Source organism: Actinomadura rugatobispora (assembly GCF_042656285.1).
GTDB classification, from domain to species: Bacteria; Actinomycetota; Actinomycetes; order Streptosporangiales; family Streptosporangiaceae; genus Spirillospora; species Spirillospora rugatobispora.
Window position 1 is genome coordinate 134,086 of sequence record NZ_JBHSON010000006.1, and the last position, 16,568, is coordinate 150,653.

The 16,568-nt window shown below is 73.3% G+C and carries 18 protein-coding genes and 1 pseudogene; 12 read left to right on the forward strand and 7 right to left on the reverse strand.

The genetic code is table 11. The features are described 5' to 3' along the window. Nucleotides 1-13 precede the first annotated feature (13 nt). From ACFPZN_RS06165 to ACFPZN_RS06180, 4 genes are all read left to right on the forward strand, one after another. Nucleotides 14-895 carry a 4Fe-4S dicluster domain-containing protein gene (locus ACFPZN_RS06165; protein ID WP_378280856.1) on the forward strand — a complete coding sequence of 294 codons (882 nt, stop codon included), beginning with the start codon at nucleotides 14-16 and terminating at the stop codon, nucleotides 893-895. Next, nucleotides 892-2,013 carry an NrfD/PsrC family molybdoenzyme membrane anchor subunit gene (gene nrfD / locus ACFPZN_RS06170; protein WP_378280814.1) on the forward strand — a complete coding sequence of 374 codons (1,122 nt, stop codon included), beginning with the start codon at nucleotides 892-894 and terminating at the stop codon, nucleotides 2,011-2,013. Before ACFPZN_RS06165 ends, nrfD begins: the two co-directional genes overlap by 4 nt. 100 nt (nucleotides 2,014-2,113) lie before the next feature. Further along, nucleotides 2,114-2,881, forward strand: a complete 768-nt coding sequence (locus tag ACFPZN_RS06175) for an SDR family oxidoreductase (protein ID WP_378280815.1) — start codon at nucleotides 2,114-2,116, stop codon at nucleotides 2,879-2,881. Further along, nucleotides 2,878-3,513, forward strand: a complete 636-nt coding sequence (locus tag ACFPZN_RS06180; RefSeq protein WP_378280816.1) for a TetR/AcrR family transcriptional regulator — start codon at nucleotides 2,878-2,880, stop codon at nucleotides 3,511-3,513. Before ACFPZN_RS06175 ends, ACFPZN_RS06180 begins: the two co-directional genes overlap by 4 nt. Here ACFPZN_RS06180 and ACFPZN_RS06185 read toward each other — a convergent pair. The 4 genes from ACFPZN_RS06185 to kdgD form a co-directional block, all read right to left on the reverse strand. After that, a complete protein-coding gene (locus ACFPZN_RS06185) occupies nucleotides 3,467-4,432 on the reverse strand; it encodes a 2-hydroxyacid dehydrogenase (RefSeq protein WP_378280817.1) in 966 nt (321 codons plus the stop codon). The genes ACFPZN_RS06180 and ACFPZN_RS06185 overlap by 47 nt on opposite strands. 2 nt (nucleotides 4,433-4,434) lie before the next feature. Next, nucleotides 4,435-5,760, reverse strand: coding sequence for an enolase C-terminal domain-like protein (locus ACFPZN_RS06190; RefSeq protein ID WP_378280818.1), 1,326 nt, complete (start codon nucleotides 5,758-5,760; stop codon nucleotides 4,435-4,437). 82 nt (nucleotides 5,761-5,842) lie between these two features. Then, nucleotides 5,843-7,375, reverse strand: a complete 1,533-nt coding sequence (locus ACFPZN_RS06195) for an aldehyde dehydrogenase (NADP(+)) (protein WP_378280819.1) — start codon at nucleotides 7,373-7,375, stop codon at nucleotides 5,843-5,845. Continuing rightward, nucleotides 7,372-8,289: a 5-dehydro-4-deoxyglucarate dehydratase gene (kdgD, locus tag ACFPZN_RS06200; RefSeq protein WP_378280820.1), complete on the reverse strand. Its 918-nt coding sequence runs from the start codon at nucleotides 8,287-8,289 to the stop codon at nucleotides 7,372-7,374. The genes ACFPZN_RS06195 and kdgD overlap by 4 nt, the downstream gene beginning before the upstream one ends. A 106-nt stretch (nucleotides 8,290-8,395) precedes the next feature. On the opposite strand from kdgD, the gene ACFPZN_RS06205 reads away from it, so the two are divergent. The 8 genes and pseudogenes from ACFPZN_RS06205 to ACFPZN_RS06240 all read left to right on the forward strand — a co-directional run. Continuing rightward, nucleotides 8,396-9,304, forward strand: coding sequence for a LysR family transcriptional regulator (locus ACFPZN_RS06205; RefSeq protein WP_378280821.1), 909 nt, complete (start codon nucleotides 8,396-8,398; stop codon nucleotides 9,302-9,304). A gap of 179 nt (nucleotides 9,305-9,483) precedes the next feature. Then, nucleotides 9,484-11,058 (forward strand): ABC transporter substrate-binding protein, encoded by a 1,575-nt coding sequence (locus ACFPZN_RS06210; RefSeq protein ID WP_378280822.1) that lies wholly within the window; start codon nucleotides 9,484-9,486, stop codon nucleotides 11,056-11,058. A gap of 10 nt (nucleotides 11,059-11,068) precedes the next feature. Then, a complete protein-coding gene (locus tag ACFPZN_RS06215) occupies nucleotides 11,069-11,998 on the forward strand; it encodes an ABC transporter permease (protein WP_378280823.1) in 930 nt (309 codons plus the stop codon). A 14-nt stretch (nucleotides 11,999-12,012) separates the two neighbouring features. Continuing rightward, on the forward strand, nucleotides 12,013-12,972 hold the full coding sequence (locus ACFPZN_RS06220; protein WP_378280824.1) for an ABC transporter permease: 960 nt from the start codon (nucleotides 12,013-12,015) through the stop codon (nucleotides 12,970-12,972). Further along, nucleotides 12,969-13,964, forward strand: a complete 996-nt coding sequence (locus ACFPZN_RS06225) for an ABC transporter ATP-binding protein (RefSeq protein ID WP_378280825.1) — start codon at nucleotides 12,969-12,971, stop codon at nucleotides 13,962-13,964. Before ACFPZN_RS06220 ends, ACFPZN_RS06225 begins: the two co-directional genes overlap by 4 nt. Beyond that, nucleotides 13,957-14,946, forward strand: coding sequence for an ABC transporter ATP-binding protein (locus tag ACFPZN_RS06230; protein WP_378280826.1), 990 nt, complete (start codon nucleotides 13,957-13,959; stop codon nucleotides 14,944-14,946). Before ACFPZN_RS06225 ends, ACFPZN_RS06230 begins: the two co-directional genes overlap by 8 nt. A 240-nt stretch (nucleotides 14,947-15,186) precedes the next feature. Then, a complete protein-coding gene (locus tag ACFPZN_RS06235) occupies nucleotides 15,187-15,417 on the forward strand; it encodes a hypothetical protein (RefSeq protein WP_378280827.1) in 231 nt (76 codons plus the stop codon). Next, nucleotides 15,395-15,550, forward strand: a pseudogene (locus tag ACFPZN_RS06240) (dipeptide/oligopeptide/nickel ABC transporter ATP-binding protein); the annotation flags it as partial. The gene ACFPZN_RS06235 and the pseudogene ACFPZN_RS06240, both read left to right, overlap by 23 nt. 173 nt (nucleotides 15,551-15,723) lie before the next feature. On the opposite strand, the gene ACFPZN_RS06245 reads toward ACFPZN_RS06240, so the two are convergent. From ACFPZN_RS06245 to ACFPZN_RS06255, 3 genes are read right to left on the reverse strand one after another with little or no spacing between them, the layout of a single operon-like run. Further along, nucleotides 15,724-15,978, reverse strand: coding sequence for a hypothetical protein (locus ACFPZN_RS06245; protein ID WP_378280858.1), 255 nt, complete (start codon nucleotides 15,976-15,978; stop codon nucleotides 15,724-15,726). Then, complete coding sequence (locus ACFPZN_RS06250; RefSeq protein WP_378280828.1) at nucleotides 15,975-16,289, reverse strand: hypothetical protein; 315 nt, start codon at nucleotides 16,287-16,289, stop codon at nucleotides 15,975-15,977. Before ACFPZN_RS06250 ends, ACFPZN_RS06245 begins: the two co-directional genes overlap by 4 nt. Before the next feature lie 4 nt (nucleotides 16,290-16,293). Then, the gene (locus ACFPZN_RS06255) at nucleotides 16,294-16,533 is read right to left on the reverse strand and encodes a hypothetical protein (RefSeq protein WP_378280829.1); all 240 of its coding nucleotides are present in this window, start codon (nucleotides 16,531-16,533) and stop codon (nucleotides 16,294-16,296) included. Nucleotides 16,534-16,568 lie beyond the last annotated feature (35 nt).

A 16,568-nucleotide genomic window follows, 5' to 3' on the forward strand; every position in this document is an offset into this window, starting at 1 on the left:
CCATCCGCCCCGCATGGGGTTCTTCACCGACACCTCGGTGTGCATCGGCTGCAAGGCGTGCGAGGTCGCCTGTAAGGAGTGGAACGCCATCCCCGAGGACGGCCTCACGTTCACGGGGATGTCCTACGACAACACTCGGGGGCTCAGCGCGGACACCTGGCGGCACGTGGCGTTCATCGAGCAGCGCAAGCCGCTGGGCTTCCAGGACCCGGGGGTGGAGCACGGCGACTACAGCGACGTGGACCTGCTCGGCCTGACCGCGGAGGCGGCCGCCCGCGCCCCGGTGGACGGCCCCGCGACCCTGGACGGGGAGGACCGGGGCGAGTTCCGCTGGCTGATGGCCTCGGACGTGTGCAAGCACTGCACGCACGCGGCCTGCCTGGACGTGTGCCCCACCGGCTCCCTCTTCCGCACCGAGTACGGGACGGTGGTCGTCCAGGAGGACATCTGCAACGGCTGCGGCTACTGCGTGCCCGCCTGCCCGTACGGCGTCATCGACCAGCGCGAGGACGACGGCCGGGTGTGGAAGTGCACGCTGTGCTACGACCGCATCTCCGACGGCATGGAACCCGCGTGCGCCAAGGCGTGCCCCACCGATTCCATCCAGTACGGCCCTCTGGACGAGCTGCGTGAACGCGCCTCCGCGAGGGTGGAGCACCTGCACGAGGCCGGGGTCGAGGACGCCCGCCTCTACGGCCACGACCCCGGCGACGGCGTCGGAGGCGACGGCGCCTTCTTCCTGCTCCTGGACGAACCCGAGGTGTACGGGCTGCCGCCCGACCCCGTCGTCACCACCCGGGACCTGGGGTCGATGTGGCGGCACGCGGGCGTCGCGGCCCTGACCTTCCTGGGCGGTATCGCGGCGGCGAACCTCATCACGAGGAGGCGGGGATGAGCGAGGCCGAGGTCACGCGCGAGGGCGAGCGGGGGCGGCGTCCCGGCCGGGAGGCCGTGCCCGGGGAGCGCGGCGGGTACGAGCGTCCCGGCCCGCGGCGCCGCCGGAAGGGGGAGCGGACCGTCGTGCCGGAGGCCGAGTTCGGCTCGTACTACGGCAGGCCGATCATCAAGGAGCCGCCCTGGGCCGCCGTCGACATCGCCGGGTACCTGTTCTTCGGCGGGCTGGCGGGGGGCTCCTCGGCGCTGGCCGCCGGGGCGGAGCTGACCGGCCGCCCGGCGCTGGCCAGGGCCGGGAAGATCGGGGCGCTGGCGGCGATCTCGCTGTCCACGGCCGCGCTGATCCACGACCTCGGCCGCCCGGCGCGGTTCCTCAACATGCTGCGGGTCGTCAAGCCGACCTCGCCGATGAGCATGGGCTCCTGGATCCTGATCGCCTACGGTCCCGCCACGGGGGTCGCCGCCGTCACCGACGTGACCGGGCTGCTTCTTCGTGGGGGGACGACCCCCCACACCCCCCGGAAAGGCAAACCGTCCCGGCTCCCTCCGCTCCGCTGGCGCTCCGCTACGGGAACCGGGACGGTCCCCCGGATCGGCCGCGCCGCCACCATATGGGCGGGGCTGTCGGGCGCCGGGGTGGCGTCCTACACCTCCGTGCTGATCGCGAACACGGCCGTGCCGGCCTGGCACGAGGCGCACCGCGAGATGCCGTTCATGTTCGTCGGGTCGGGGACGATCGCCGCCTCCGGGCTGGGCCTGCTCGCGGCCCCGGTGCACGAGAACGCCCCGGCGCGGGCGTCCGCGGTGTTCGGGGCGGTGCTGGAACTGGCGGCCGGGCACCGGATGCGCCGGCGGCTGGGGTTGCTGGCCGAGCCGTACCGCAAAGGCAGGGGCGGCGCGCTGATGCGCGCGGCGCAGGCCCTCACCGTGGCGGGCACCGCCGGAGCGGCATTCGCCGCGGGACGGTCCCGGCTCGGCGCGGCCCTCGCCGGAGGGGCGCTGCTCGCCGGCTCCGCCTGCACCCGCTTCGGCGTCTTCGAGGCGGGACGGGCCAGCGCCCGCGACCCGCACTACACCGTCGCCGCGCAGCGCTCAGGGCACGCGCCCGCGGTGGAATGACGCCGGGATTTCCCGAAACGGCCCGTTGACATGGTCCGCCGGCCCCGCCTAGGTTGAGCGCGCTCGCTAAGCGGACGCTTAATGGCCGGGGAGGCCCACGATGACGGACCTGTTCAGCCTCACCGGCAAGACCGCCTTGGTCACCGGCGGCACGCGCGGCATCGGCCTGATGATCGCCCGGGGCCTGCTGCAGGCCGGCGCCGCCCGGGTCTACGTCAGCTCCCGCAAGGCCGACGCGTGCGAGCGGGCGGCCGAGGAGCTCGCCGAGTACGGCGAGGCCGTCCCGCTGCCCGCCAACGTCGGCACCGAGGAGGGCTGCACCGGCCTCGCCGAGCAGATCGCGGCACGCGAGGACGCGCTGCACATCCTCGTGAACAACGCCGGAGCCACCTGGGGCGCCCCGCTGGAGGAGTTCCCCGCCCACGCCTGGGACAAGGTCGTCGACCTCAACCTCAAGGCCCCGTTCTTCCTGACCAGGGCGCTGCTGCCGCAACTGCTCAAGGCCGCCGACCCCGACGACCCCGCCCGCGTCATCAACATCGGGTCGATCGACGGCATCAACACCCCCGGCGAGCGCTACTCCTACACCTCCAGCAAGGCCGGGCTGCACCAGCTCACCCGCGTCCTGGCCAAGGAGCTCGGCCCGCGGGCGATCACGGTGAACGCGGTCGCGCCCGGCCCCTTCGAGTCCAAGATGATGGCCGCCACGCTGGACGCGTTCGGCGAGACGATCGCGGCCACCGCCCCGCTGCGCCGCATCGGCCGCCCCGACGACATGGCCGGGATCGCCGTCTACCTGTCCAGCCGCGCCGGCGCCTACGTCACCGGAGCGGTCATCCCGGTCGACGGCGGCTTCACCGTCCTTTGACCGGCCGTGCCGGGGAGGTCTGGTCGGACCGTCCCGAAAGCGCCCGGCGGCTGCTGCACGCCGCGATCGAGGTGATCGGCGAGCACGGCTTCCACGGCACCTCCACCCGAGCCGTCGCCGCCCGCGCCGGCCTCAGCCCCGCCGCGATGTACATGCACTTCCCCACCAAGGAGGACCTGCTCTACCAGATCAGCCTGGCCGGGCACGAGCTGACCCTGGACCTGGTCGAGGAGGCGTCCGCGGCCTCGCACGACCCCGTGGAACGCGTCCACGCCATCGTCACCGGGCTGGTCCGCTGGCACGCCGAGCACTCCACCATCGCCCGGATCATCCAGTACGAGCACGCGTCCCTGGCGCCCGGCCACCGCCGCGAGATGATCGAACTGCGCCGCCGCGTCGAGGACGTGCTGCGCCGGGCCGTGGACGACGGCGTCCGCACCGGCCGGTTCGACTCGGCGGCCGTCCCCACCGGGGTGCTGGCCATCATGTCCCTGACCATCGACGTCGCCCGCTGGTACCCGGTGCAGACGCGCCGCAAGCCCGAGCAGATCGCCCGCGCCTACGCCGACCTCGCCCTGCGCATCCTCAACTGGAACGGCGGCCCTGAGGTGATGGAGCCGGGACCGGGGTGACCAGCCTGCCCTCCTCCAGGAAGCGGCGCAGGTTGAGCAGCGCCAGATCGCCCATCGCCTCGCGCGTCTCGTGCGTGGCGGAGGCGATGTGCGGCAGCAGGACGACCGAGTCGAGGTCCAGCAGGGCGGGCGGCACGTTCGGCTCGTCCGCGAACACGTCCAGCGCCGCGCCCGCGAGCCGTCCCCCGGTCAGCGCCGCCACCAGGGCGGGCTCGTCCACGACGCTGCCGCGGGCGATGTTCACCAGGTAGCCGTCCGGGCCGAGCGCCTCCAGGACCTCCGCCGACACCAGCCCGCGCGTCCCCGCGCCGCCCGACGTGGCCACGATCAGCGCGTCGCTCCAGGCGGCCAGCTTCTCCGGCGACTCCGCGTAGGCGTAGGACACGCCCTCCACCGGGCGCCGCGAGTGGTAGGAGATCTCGGTGTCGAAGCCCTGCAGGCGGTGCGCGATGGCCCGCCCGATCCGGCCCAGGCCGAGGATCCCGATCCGCTTCCCGCTCACCTTCGCGGCCAGCGGGAACGGGCCGCGCGTCCAGTCGCCCCGCCGCACGAACCGGTCGGCCGCCGAGAACCGCCGCATCACGTCGATCAGCCCGCCCACGGCGGTGTCGGCCACGCAGTCGGTGAGCACGTCGGGCGTGTTGCTGACGGCGATCCCCCGCTCGGCCGCCGCCACGACATCGGTCGTGTCGTACCCGACCCCGAAGTTCACGATCACTCGCAGCCCGGGCAGCCGGTCCATCAGCGCCCGGTCCACCCCGACCCGCGCCGTGGTCACCACGGCCGCGAACTCCGCCCCGTGCCGGTCGAGGAAGCCGTCGTCCTGCCCGTCGAGGAGCACGGCGTCGTACCGCTCCCGCAGATTCCGCTCAAGCGACGGCAGGAGCGGCCCCACCTGCAACACACGATCACTGTTCAAGGTCAGCTCCGATCCAGAGCTGGACGCTTCGGATCGAAGGTCCAGCCGGGGAGTAGGTATTGCATGGCGGCGGCGTCGTCTCGGGCGCCGAGACCCTCGGCAAGGTACAGGCGGTGGGCCTCGTCCAGCCTGTCGGGGTCGATCTCCACGCCCAGGCCGGGGCGGTCGGGGACGGTCAGGTGGCCGTCGGCGATCTCGAACGGGGCGGTGGTGAGCCGCTGGCCGTCCTGCCAGATCCAGTGCGTGTCGACCGCCGTGATCTCGCCGGGCGCGGCGGCGGCGACGTGGGTGAACATGGCCAGCGACACGTCGAAGTGGTTGTTGGAGTGCGAGCCCCAGGTCAGGCCCCAGGCGTCGCAGAGCTGGGCGACGCGGACCGAGCCGTCCATCGTCCAGAAGTGCGGGTCGGCGAGCGGGACGTCGACCGCGCCCGCCTTGATCGCGTGGCCCAGCTCCCGCCAGTCCGTCGCGATCATGTTGGTGGCGGTGCGCAGGCCGGTCGCGCGGCGGAACTCGGCCATGACCTCGCGGCCGGAGTAGCCGTTCTCGGCGCCGCACGGGTCCTCGGCGTAGGCGAGGACGTCCCGGAGCCCGCCGTCGCGGGCCAGCTCGACCGCCTGGGCGAGCGACCAGGCGCCGTTGGGGTCCAGGGTGACGCGGGCGCGGGGGAAGCGCTCGGCGAGGGCGGTGACGGCGGCGGCCTCCTCCGGGCCGGGCAGGACGCCGCCCTTCAGCTTGAAGTCGGCGAAGCCGTACCGGGCCTGGGCGGCCTCGGCGAGCGCGACGATCGCCTCGGGGGTGACCGCCTCCTCGTTCCGCAGCCGGAACCAGTCGTCGTCCTTCTCACCGGCGCGGTAGTCCAGGCCGGTGCGGGTCCGGTCGCCGATGAAGAAGAGGTAGCCGAGCACCGGGACGCGGTCGCGCCGCCGCCCGCCCCCGAGCAGGTCGGCGACCGGCACCTCCAGGTACTGCCCGAGCAGGTCGAGCAGCGCCGACTCGAAGGCGGTGACGGCGTGGACGGTGGTGCGCAGGTCGAAGGTCTGGGCGCCGCGCCCGCCCGCGTCGCGGTGGGCGAAGCGCCGCCGCACGGTCTCCAGGACGGCGTTGTACGCGGCGACCGGGCGGCCCACGACCAGGTCGCGGGACTCCTCCAGGGTGCGGGTGATCGCCTCCCCGCCCGGGACCTCGCCCACGCCGGTGCGGCCGTCGGAGTCGGTCAGCAGGACGATGTTGCGGGTGAAGAAGGGGGCGTGCGCGCCGCTGAGGTTGAGCAGCATGCTGTCGCGCCCGGCGACCGGCACGACGCGCAGCCCGGTGACCGTGGGCACGGCCGCGCGAGTGCCCGGAGGGCGGCCGTGCGCTCTTGCCGGGGGGTGTGGGGGGTCGTCCCCCCACCGGGGCATGTCCATGTCAGTCCCTTCGGCCGTCGACGCGGCGCGGGACGCCGAGCGGGTTGTCCTCGCGCAGTTCCTCGGGCAGCAGGGCGTCGGGGACGTTCTGGTAGGCGACCGGGCGGAGGAAGCGCTCGATCGCGCGGGTGCCGACCGAGGTGGTGGCGGGCGCGGAGGTGGCGGGGTAGGGGCCGCCGTGCACGACCGCGTGGCCGACCTCGACGCCGGTGGGCCAGCCGTTGACGAGCACGCGGCCCGCGAGCAGTTCCAGTTCGGGGAGCAGTTCGGCGGCGAGGGCGTGGTCCTCGGGGGTGAGGTGGAGGGTGGCGGTGAGCTGGCCTTCGAGGGACGCGATGATCGCCTTGAGCCGTTCGGTGTCGCGGACCCGCACGATCAGGGACGCGGCGCCGAAGATCTCGTCCTGGAGGGACGGTTCGGCGAGGAAGGTCTCGTCGTCGGTGAGGTACAGCCCGGCGCGGCACGCGACGGCGATGTCGGCGCCGGCGAGGCCGCGCGCGAGCGTCCTGACGCCCTGGGTGGCGGCCAGGCGCTCGGTGCCGCCGTCGAAGGCGGCGCGGATCCCGTCGGTGAGCATCGGCGCGGCGGGGGCGGCGGCCACGGCGGCGAGGGCGGCGTCCGCGAACGCCTCGAAGCCGTCGCCGTCCAGGGCGAAGACGAGGCCGGGGCTGGTGCACAGCTGCCCGGCGCCGGTGGTGAGGGAGGCGACGAAGGCCCCGCCGAGGTCGGCGCCGGAGTCGCGGAGCGCTCCGGGCAGCACGAACACCGGGTTCACGCTGGACATCTCCGCGTACACCGGGATCGGCACGGGCCGGGCGGCGGCCGCGGCGACCAGCGACAGCCCGCCGCCGCGCGAGCCGGTGAAGCCGACGGCCCGGATGCGCGGGTCGGTGACCAGCCGGGTGCCGAGGTCGTGGCCGTGGCCGAGGAGGACCGAGAAGGTCCCCTCGGGCAGCCCGTGCTCCTGGACGGCCTCGCGGACGGCGCGGCCGACCAGCTCGCTCGTCCCGGGGTGCGCCGAGTGGGCCTTGACCACGACGGGGGCGCCGGCGGCGAGCGCGGAGGCGGTGTCGCCGCCCGCGACGGAGAAGGCGAGCGGGAAGTTGCTGGCCGCGAACACCGCGACCGGGCCCAGCGGGACGCGGCGCTGCCGCAGGTCGGGGCGCGGCAGCGGGGTGCGGTCGGGGAGGGCGGGGTCGACGCGGGCGCCGAGCCAGTCGCCGTCGCGGACGACGGAGGCGAACAGCCGCAGCTGCCCGGTGGTGCGGGCGCGTTCGCTCTCGGCGCGGGCGCGGGGGAGCCCGGTCTCGGCCATGACGAGGTCGGTGAGGGTGTCGCCGAGGGCGTCGATGCGGTCGGCGGCGGTGTCCAGGAACGCGGCGCGGGCCTTCAGGCTCGTCTGGCGGTAGGTGCCGAACGCCTCCCAGGCCAGGGCGAGGGCGCGCTCGATGTCGTCCGGGGTGGCGATGGGATGGGCGGGTTCGAGCCGCTCGCCGGTGCGCGGGTCGTGCGCGTACAGCTCGGCGGCGCTCATCGGGCGGCCTTCTCGATCAGGGCGGCGAGGTCGGCCAGCTCGCCCTCGGTGAGGTCGGTGAGCGGCGGCCGGACCGGTCCGGCGGGACGGCCGATGGCGTGCATCCCCGCCTTGACGATGGACACCGCGTACCCGGCGCACCGGTTGCGGATGTCGAGGTAGGGGAGCACGAAGTCGGCGAGCCTGCCGTAGACCTCCGCCCGGTCCCGCGCCTGCACGGCGTCGTAGAAGGCGAGCGCGAAGTCCGGGACGAAGTTGAACATCGCCGAGGAGTAGGTGGTCACGCCCAGTTCGAGGTAGGGCAGCGCGAACGTCTCGGCGGTGGGGAGCCCGCCGACGTACAGCAGCGAGTCGCCGAGGGTGGCGTACAGCTTGGACATCAGCTCGATGTCGCCGACGCCGTCCTTGAAGCCGATCAGGTTGGGGCAGTCCTCGGCGAGCCGCGCGACGGTCTCCACGGTGAGCTGGGCGTTGGCCCGGTGGTAGACGATCACGCCGAGGGAGGTGGCCGCGCACACCGCGCGGACGTGCGCGGCCAGGCCCTCCTGGCCCGCCTCGGTGAGGTAGGGCGGCAGCAGCAGGACCGCGTCCGCGCCGGCCTGCTCGGCGTCGGCGGCCAGCTCGCGGGCCAGCGCGGTGCCGTACCCGGCGGGCGCGATGATCGGGGTGCCCTCGGGGGCCTCGGCGACGGCCGCGCGCACGACCCGTCCGACCTCGGCGGGGGTGAGGGAGAAGAACTCGCCGGTGCCGCCCGCGGCGAACAGGCCCGCGGCCGGGTACCCGCCGAGCCAGCCGATGTGCTCGCGGTAGGCGGGCTCGTCGAAGTCGAGCCCGCCGGTCATGTGCGTCACCGGGAAGGACAGGAGCCCGGCCCCGAGCACGGACTTCAGCTCGTCGTGGGTGAATCTCGTCATCTGCTCTGAACTCCAGGGTCGGGGGCGGGGAGCGACGCGCTCAGGCTAAGGACCGGGCATGATGCCTGTCCAAGTTGTATTTGGCATGCGCTGATACCTTTCGTGCATGTACACGCTTGACCAGCTCCGGGGCTTCGTCGCGGTCGCCGAAGAAGGCCATTTCGGCCGGGCCGCCGAGCGGCTGCGCATGACCCAGCCGCCGCTCAGCCGGCAGATCCAGAAGCTGGAGCGGGCCGTGGGCGTCACGCTGCTGGAGCGCACCCCGCACGGCGCCGCCCCGACCCCCGCCGGCCGGGCGTTCCTCACCGAGGCGCGGCGGCTGCTCAGCCAGGCCGAGGCGGCGGTGCTGGCGGCGCGGCGCAGCGCGCAGGGCACCAGCGGCACGCTGCGGATCGGATTCACCGCCGTGTCGGCGCTGGCCGTGCTCGGGCAGTGGATCGCCGCCGCCCGCGCGCACCTTCCCGGCGTGGACCTGGTGCTGTCGGAGATGGTCACCCGCGTCCAGGTGGACGCGCTGCTGGCCGGGGAGATCGACGTGGGGCTGGCGCGTGGGGTGCCCCGGTCGGACGTGCTGAGCGCGCGGCTGGTGTTCGCCGAGCCGCTGGTGCTGGCGGTGCCGCGCGGGCACCCGCTGACCGGACTGGGCCGCACGCCGCGGCTGGCCGACATCGCCGCGCACGACCTGGTCACCTACGCGGCGGTCGAGGCCCGCTACCTGTACGAGCTGGTGATCACCGTGTTCCGGGACGCGGGGGTGGCGCCGCGCTACGTCCAGCAGATGGGGCAGGTGCACAGCCTGCTGGCGCTGGTGGACGCGGGCGTCGGGGCGGCGCTGGTGCCGCGCTCGGCGTCGGTGCTGCGGCTGCCGAACCTGGAGTTCCTCGCCATCGACGGCCTCGCGCCCGACCTGGTGGAGGTGCACAGCGTGTGGCGGACGGGCAACGAGGATCCGGCGCTGCGGGCGCTGCTGCGCCTGGTGGGCCGCCGGGACGGGCCGTCGCACCCGGGTCCGTAAGCGACCCTTGACGACGGAAGAGAGAGGACTCTAAGGTCCGTCTACCCATAGAGACGACTTTCCTCCTCGTAGACGATCGTTCGGAAAACGCGCCCGGTGCTCCGGGCGCGCCCGCTGCCCGCCCGTCCGCGGCCGCCCGCACGTCTCCGCGCTCTCGGCACGTCCTGTCTGGAGAGGCAATGTCCGCAATCCCACCCTGTCCCCCACCGCGCGCCCCCTCCCGGCGCACGGCGGTCGCCGCGGCGGTCCTCCTGGCCGGCCTGGTGGCCGGAACCGGCTGCACCGTCGCCAACAGCGACTCCCTGACCGGGGGCGCCGACGGCGCGCTGCAGATCGTGCTGCAGCAGGAACCGCCCACCCTCGAACCCTGCGAGTCCTCGCTCACCTCCACCGGTGTGGTCGTCCGCTCCAACGTCACCGAGCCGCTGATCGAGCGCGACCCGACCAGCGGCGCGCTCAAGCCGCTGCTGTCCACCGGGTGGAAGGCCACCGACGACCGCACCTGGACGTTCACCGTCCGGGACGGCGTCCGCTTCCACGACGGCTCGGCCTTCGACGCCAAGGACGCCGCGTACTCCATCACCCGCGCGGTCGGCTCCAAGCTCGGCTGCAACGTCGACGGCTACGTCTTCGCCGACAGCAAGCTGGAGGTGTCGGCGCCCGACGCCCGCACCCTCACCGTCAAGACCGCCGAGCCCGACCCGATCCTGCCGCTGCGGCTGTCGTTCCTGGAGATCGTCCCGGAGGGCACGAACCTCAAGGCCAAGGTGCGCGAGCCCGTCGGCACCGGCCCGTACAAGATCGAGGACTGGGACACCGGCATCAGCCTGCGGCTCGGCCGCTTCCCCGGCTACTGGGGCACCAAGCCCGACTACCCGGCCGTCCGGTACGTGTGGCGGGCCGAGAACAGCATCCGCGCCGCCATGGTCACCAGTGGCGAGGCCGGGATCGCCACCGGCCTCGGCCCCGAGGACGGCGCCGGCGACCTCGGCGTCCCCTTCCCCAACAACGAGACCACCGCGCTGCGGATGGACGCCAACGTCGCGCCGCTCAACGACGTCCGGGTCCGCCGCGCGATCAACTACGCCATCGACAAGAGCGGCATCGTCCAGTCGCTGTTCCTCAAGCTCGGCGAGCCCGCCGGGCAGCTGGTCGCCAACGGCGTCGTCGGCCACGACCCGGCGATCAAGCCCTGGCCGTACGACCCGGCCCGCGCCAAGGCCCTGGTCGCCGAGGCCCGCGCCGCCGGGACACCGGTGCAGACCCCGATCACCCTGATCGCCCGGAACGCCCAGTTCCCCAAGGTCGCCGAGACCGCCGAGGTGATCCAGGAGGCGCTCGGCCAGGCCGGGCTGAACGTGAAGATCAAGATGCTGGACACCGCCGCGCACCTGGAGTACCAGCTGCGGCCGTTCGTCCGCGACGCCGGCCCCACCCTGCTGCTGATCATGCACGGCAACCAGGCCGGCGACGCCGCGTTCACCACCAGCCAGTACCTGGCGAGCGACGGCCCGCAGAGCCAGTACGGCACGCCCGCGCTGGACGCCATGATCGCCCAGGCCGGGCAGAAGACCGGAGCCGAGCGCGCCAAGGCCTTCGGGCAGGTGCTCGCCTACCAGAACGAGAACATCGTGCAGTACGCCCACATCGCCCACATGCGCGGCCTGCTCGGCATCGCCCGCGACGTCCGCTACAAGCCGGACTCGGCGACCACCGACGAGCTGCGGCTCGCCGACGTCCACCGGGCCAAGTGAGGGAGCAGGGATGCTGACCTTCGTCCGCAAGCGCGTGGTCTCCAGCGCGCTTCCCCTGGTCGTGGTGATCCTGGGCGTGTTCTGCCTGGCCCGGCTCACCGGCGACCCGGCCAAGCTGTACCTGCCGCTCAGCGCCACCCCGCAGATGCGGGAGGACTTCCTGGCCCGCAACGGGTTCGACCGGCCGCTGTGGGAGCAGCTGCTGGACTACCTCGGCGGGGTGTTCACGCTCGACTTCGGCGAGTCGCTCCGCACCGGGCAGGACGCGGCCGGGATGGCGCTGCGCGCCTTCCCCGCCACCCTCCAGCTCGCCGGGGCGACCATGCTGCTGGCCATCATCGGCGCGGTGATCATCGGCAGCTGGGCCGCCTACAAGCCCAACTCGCTCGCCGACCGGCTCTCCGGCTTCCTGTCCATGACCGCCGCCAGCATGCCCGACTTCTGGTTCGCGATCATGGGCGTGCTGGTCTTCGCGGTCACGCTGGGCTGGCTGCCCACCTCCGGCGTCGTCGGCGGCCCCGAGGTGTGGGTGCTGCCGCTGCTCACGCTGCTGATCCGCCCGTTCGGCGTGCTGGTGCAGGTGGTGCGCGGCTCGATGGTGTCGGCGCTGTCGGCGCCGTACGTGAAGGTCGCGCGGAGCAAGGGGGCCAGCGAGCCCCGGGTGGTGTTCGGGCACGCGCTGCGCAATGCCGCCCCGCCCGCCCTGACCGTCGCCGGGGACCTCACGGTCGGCCTGGTGAACGGCGCCGTGGTGGTCGAGACGATCTTCGGCTGGCCGGGCATCGGCAAGCTGATGATCGACTCCATCCTGCAGCGCGACTTCGCCGTCCTGCAGGCGGCCGTCCTGGTCACCGCGGTGACGATCTTCGCGCTCAACATCCTCATCGACCTCGTCCACGCGCTCCTGGACGCCCGCGTCCGGCAGCCCGTCGCGGCATGAAAGAAGGTGACGTCATGACGGCGACCCTCGACACCGCGGCGAAGCCCGCGGGCGCCGCGCCGCCGCGCCGCGTCCGGTGGTGGAAGCTGCTGCTGCGCGACCGGGTGGCCACGGCCGCCGCCGCCGTGCTGCTGCTGGTGGTGCTGGCCACCACCGTCGGCCGGATCCTCATCGGCGACCTCGACACCCGGCAGAACCTGCGCGCCACCAACACCCCGCCGTTCAGCCTCGACCACGGCTGGGAGTTCATCCTCGGCAGCGACGCCCTCGGCCGCAGCGTCCTGGCCCGGCTGATCGTCGCGGGCGGCACCACCCTGTCGGTCGCCGTCCCGGCCGTGCTGATCTCGCTGGTCGTCGGCGGGGCCTGGGGCATGTGGGCGGGCTACCACCGCGGCTGGCGCGAGAACGTGTCGATGCGGATCGCCGACATCATCCTCAGCTTCCCGTCGCTGCTGATGGCCGTGGTGGTGCTGTACATCTTCTCGCCCAGCGCCGCCAACATCGTCGCGGTGCTCGCGATCGCCCGCATCCCGGTCTACCTGCGCACCGCCCGCGCCGAGGCGGCCGAGCTGCGCGGGCGGCTGTTCGTGGACGCGGCGCGCACGTTCGGCACCCGGTCCGGGGCGGTGATCGTCCGGCACATCGCGCCGGTCGTCGCCCCGACCCTGCTGACCGTCGCCACCGTCGACTTCTGCTTCGTCATGCTGGCCGAGTCGTCGCTGAGCTTCCTCGGCATCGGCATCCAGCCCCCCGACGTCAGCTGGGGGCTGATGGTCGCGCAGGGCCGCCAGTACCTGCAGACCGCCTGGTGGACGGCCGTGTTCCCGGGCGTCGCCATCGTCGTCACCACGGTCTCGGCCACCCTGCTGGCCGCCTGGTTCCGGCTGGCCACCGACCCCGCCCAGCGCTGGCGGCTGGCCCTGCCCCGCGGCCGCCGCGGCCGCCGGTCCGCCCTCCCGGAGGTGCCCCAGTGACTTCTTCCACCACCGCTCCGGCCCTGGAGGTCGAGGGCCTGTCCGTCGACCTGCGCACCCAGCACGGCACGGTGCGCGCCGTCGACGGCGCCGGCTTCGCGGTGCGGTCGGGGGAGACCCTGGCGCTGCTCGGCGAGTCCGGCTGCGGCAAGTCCATGACCGCGCAGGCGATCGTCGGCCTGCTCGACCCGGTCGCGAGCGTGACCGGCGGCGCGGTCCGCCTCGCCGGCGACGACATCCTGAAAATGGACCGCGCCGCCCGCCGCAAGATCGCCGGCCCCCGGCTGTCGATCGTGTTCCAGGACGCGCTGACCGCCCTCAACCCGGTGCAGACCGTCGGCGCCCAGCTCGCCGAGCCGTTCCGGATCCACCGCAAACTGTCGCGCCGCGCCGCGCTCGCCAAGGCCGCCGAGCTGATGGAACGGGTCGGCATCCCCGACCCGAAAGCACGCCTGTCGGCCTACCCGCACCAGTTCTCCGGCGGCATGCGGCAGCGCCTTCTCATCGCGATGGCCGTCGCCCTGGACCCCGACGTGCTCCTGGCCGACGAGCCGACCACCGCGCTGGACGTGACCGTCCAGGCGCAGATCATGGAGCTGCTGCGGGAGCTGCGCACCGAACGGGACATGGCCGTCGTCCTCATCACCCACGACCTGGCCGTCGTGGCCGAGCACGCCGACCACGTCGCGGTCATGTACGCGGGACGGGTCGTGGAGACCGGCCCGGTCGCCGAGGTCTTCGCCGACCCCCGCCACCCGTACACGCGCGGGCTGCTGGAGTCCGTCCCGGCGAAGGTCGGGCGCGGCGAGGAACTGCACTCGATCAAGGGCGGGCCGCCGGAGCTGCACGCCATCCCGAAGGGGTGCGCGTTCCAGGCCCGCTGCCCGGCGGTCGAGGACGTGTGCCGCACCGAACGCCCCGGCCTAGCGGTCACCGCGCCGCGCCGCGCCGCCGCCTGCCACTTCGCGAACAAGGAGCCGGCCCATGCCTGACCTCCCCACCAATGTGATCGAGGCGCGGGGCGTGGCCAAGACGTTCCACGTCCCGAAGAACAAGGACGGCAAGAACCGGCTGCGCGCCCTCGACGGCATCGACCTCACCCTAGGGCGCGGCGAGACCCTCGGCCTGGTCGGCGAGTCCGGCTGCGGCAAGTCCACGCTGGCCCGCGTCCTGCTGATGCTGGAGCGCCCGGACGAGGGCACGCTCAGCTTCGACGGCGTCGACCCGTTCACCCTCAAGGGCAAGGAGTTGCTGGCCTGGCGGCGCCGCGTCCAGATGGTCTTCCAGGACCCGTTCGCCTCCCTCAACCCGAGGATGACCGCGGCCGAGATCATCGCCGAGCCGTGGCGGACCCACAAGGACGTGCTGCCGTCCCGCCAGGACCGGCAGGCACGCGTCAAGGAACTGCTCGACCTGGTCGGGCTGCGCCCCGGGGACGCCGACCGCTACCCGCAGGAGTTCTCCGGTGGCCAGCGGCAGCGCATCGGCATAGCCCGCGCGCTGGCGCTCAACCCCGAGGTGATCGTCTGCGACGAGCCGGTGTCGGCGCTGGACCTGTCGGTGCAGGCCCAGGTGCTCAACCTGCTGGACGAGCTGCAGCGCGAGCTCGGCGTGTCGTACGTGTTCATCTCGCACGACCTGTCGGTGGTCCGGCACGTCGCCGACCGGGTCGCGGTGATGTACCTGGGCCGGATCGTGGAGTACGGCACGGCCGAGGAGGTCTTCGAGTCGCCGCGCCACCCGTACACGGCGGCGCTCCTGTCGGCCGCGCCCGAACTGGGCGACAGCCGACGGAAGCGGATCCTGCTGGAGGGCGAGGTCCCCTCACCCCTGGACCCGCCGTCCGGCTGCCGCTTCCGCACCCGCTGCTGGAAAGCGGCGGACAAGTGCGCCACGACCGTCCCGACCGCCCCCGAAGCCGACGCCCACCAGGCCGCCTGCCACTTCCCCCTGGCCCCGGCCGCCAGCCGATGATCGCGACCCCTCGGCCTTGACCGGCCGGGGGGCCGCCCAGTTGCCAGCTTGGCCCAGAACCCTCAGGGGTGGTGATCCGCCTTCCCTCCGGGCCGGGGAAGGCGTTGACGCCAGGTAACTGCCTGCTCACGGGTTGGTCGGCTAGGTCACGCCTTCGGATGCCTTGCCGGGCGGAGCCGGTGGGGCAAGGCTGGGGCCATGCCCGTGCCTGGTGCCTTCGGGCACACAAGGAGGATGACGATGGCTCTAGAGTTCCTGGGCGCGGACCCGACGTCGGAGGTAGGAGGGTCCCCGTCCGTATGGCGCGACACGGAGACAGGTGACTACGTCCTGCGCGGGTGGGTCATCTCCGATTCGGAGACCCGCGCACAGATCGGGCAGGACCCGGCGGGCGAGATCAGCATCCGGTTCCCGCAGCGCATGATGCAGTTCTTCCCGGAGGTGGACAGTGGCGGCGGAACCGACGTTTGACGACGTCTGTGGCCGTCCGGGCCGCGGCCCGTACACGGGGGCGCTGCTGTCGGCTGCCCCGGAGTTGGGCACCGCGGACGACCGGCGGGAGCGGATCCTGCTGGAGGGCGAGGTGCCCTCGCCGCTGGACTCGCCGTCCGGCTGCCGCTTCCGCACGCGCTGCTGGAAGGCGTCGGACAAGTGCGCCACGGGTGCCGGTCGCCCCCGAAGCCGACGCCCGCCAGGCCGCCTGCCACTCCCCGCTGGAGCCGGCCGTCAGCACCTGAGGGACGGCACGGCCGATGCCCATCGGCCGTGCCGTCATGCTCAGTCCCGGAGGGCCAGCACCCGCGCGATGGACGCGAGTGCCGTAGGAATGTCGTCGGCGCGACAGATGCGCTCACCCCACGACCACAGCAGCCAGCACACGCCGTCGCGGTCGCGTTCCGCGCCGATGTCCTCGACCAGACGCGCGGCCCCCGTTCGGCCGACGTGCAACGCGGTGGGGTGCTCGATGAGCCGGACGGTGTAGTCCCCGGTGGCTTCCAGAGCTTCACCGAGACGCTGTAGGTAGGGGGTCACCCGCCCACCCCGCCGAGTTCGCGCTCGATCGCCTTGACCGCCCCCGTGATGTCGTCCGCCGGAGCGATCGCCGTGCCGTCGGCCGACCGCACGAACCACCATGCGCCGTCGCGGAAGTCGCACCCGATGGCGAACGTCCGGCGCGGCGACCCGAGGTCCAGCCACGTCACGCCGCGCCGCTCGACGAGCCCGCACCCGATGCCGGGGCGCGCCTCGACGGCCGCCCGCAACTCGTTCAGGTGCTCGCGCCGGTCGTTGTGCGGCCTGGGCGTGCTGATGGTCGCCGCGTGCCGTCCCCTGGCGAAGCTCATTCCCTCACCTCTCTCGCTCGCTGCCGTTCCGTGCGCGCTCGGCTTCTTCGACCAGCGCCGCACGCAACGCCTCCGCTGTCGGACACATCACGGTCGGATCGACCCCCGCACGCGGATCGTGCAATGTCGCGACCCATTCACCGAGAAGCCCGTCACGACGAACCGACCGCCAAATTCGATAACCACCGAAATCAGCACGAAGCCGGGCAAGCTCCCAATCCTCGGGATGCGTGCGCGTGTCCATCACGGGCCCCTTCCGGCCTGGTCGCCTGCGTGAAT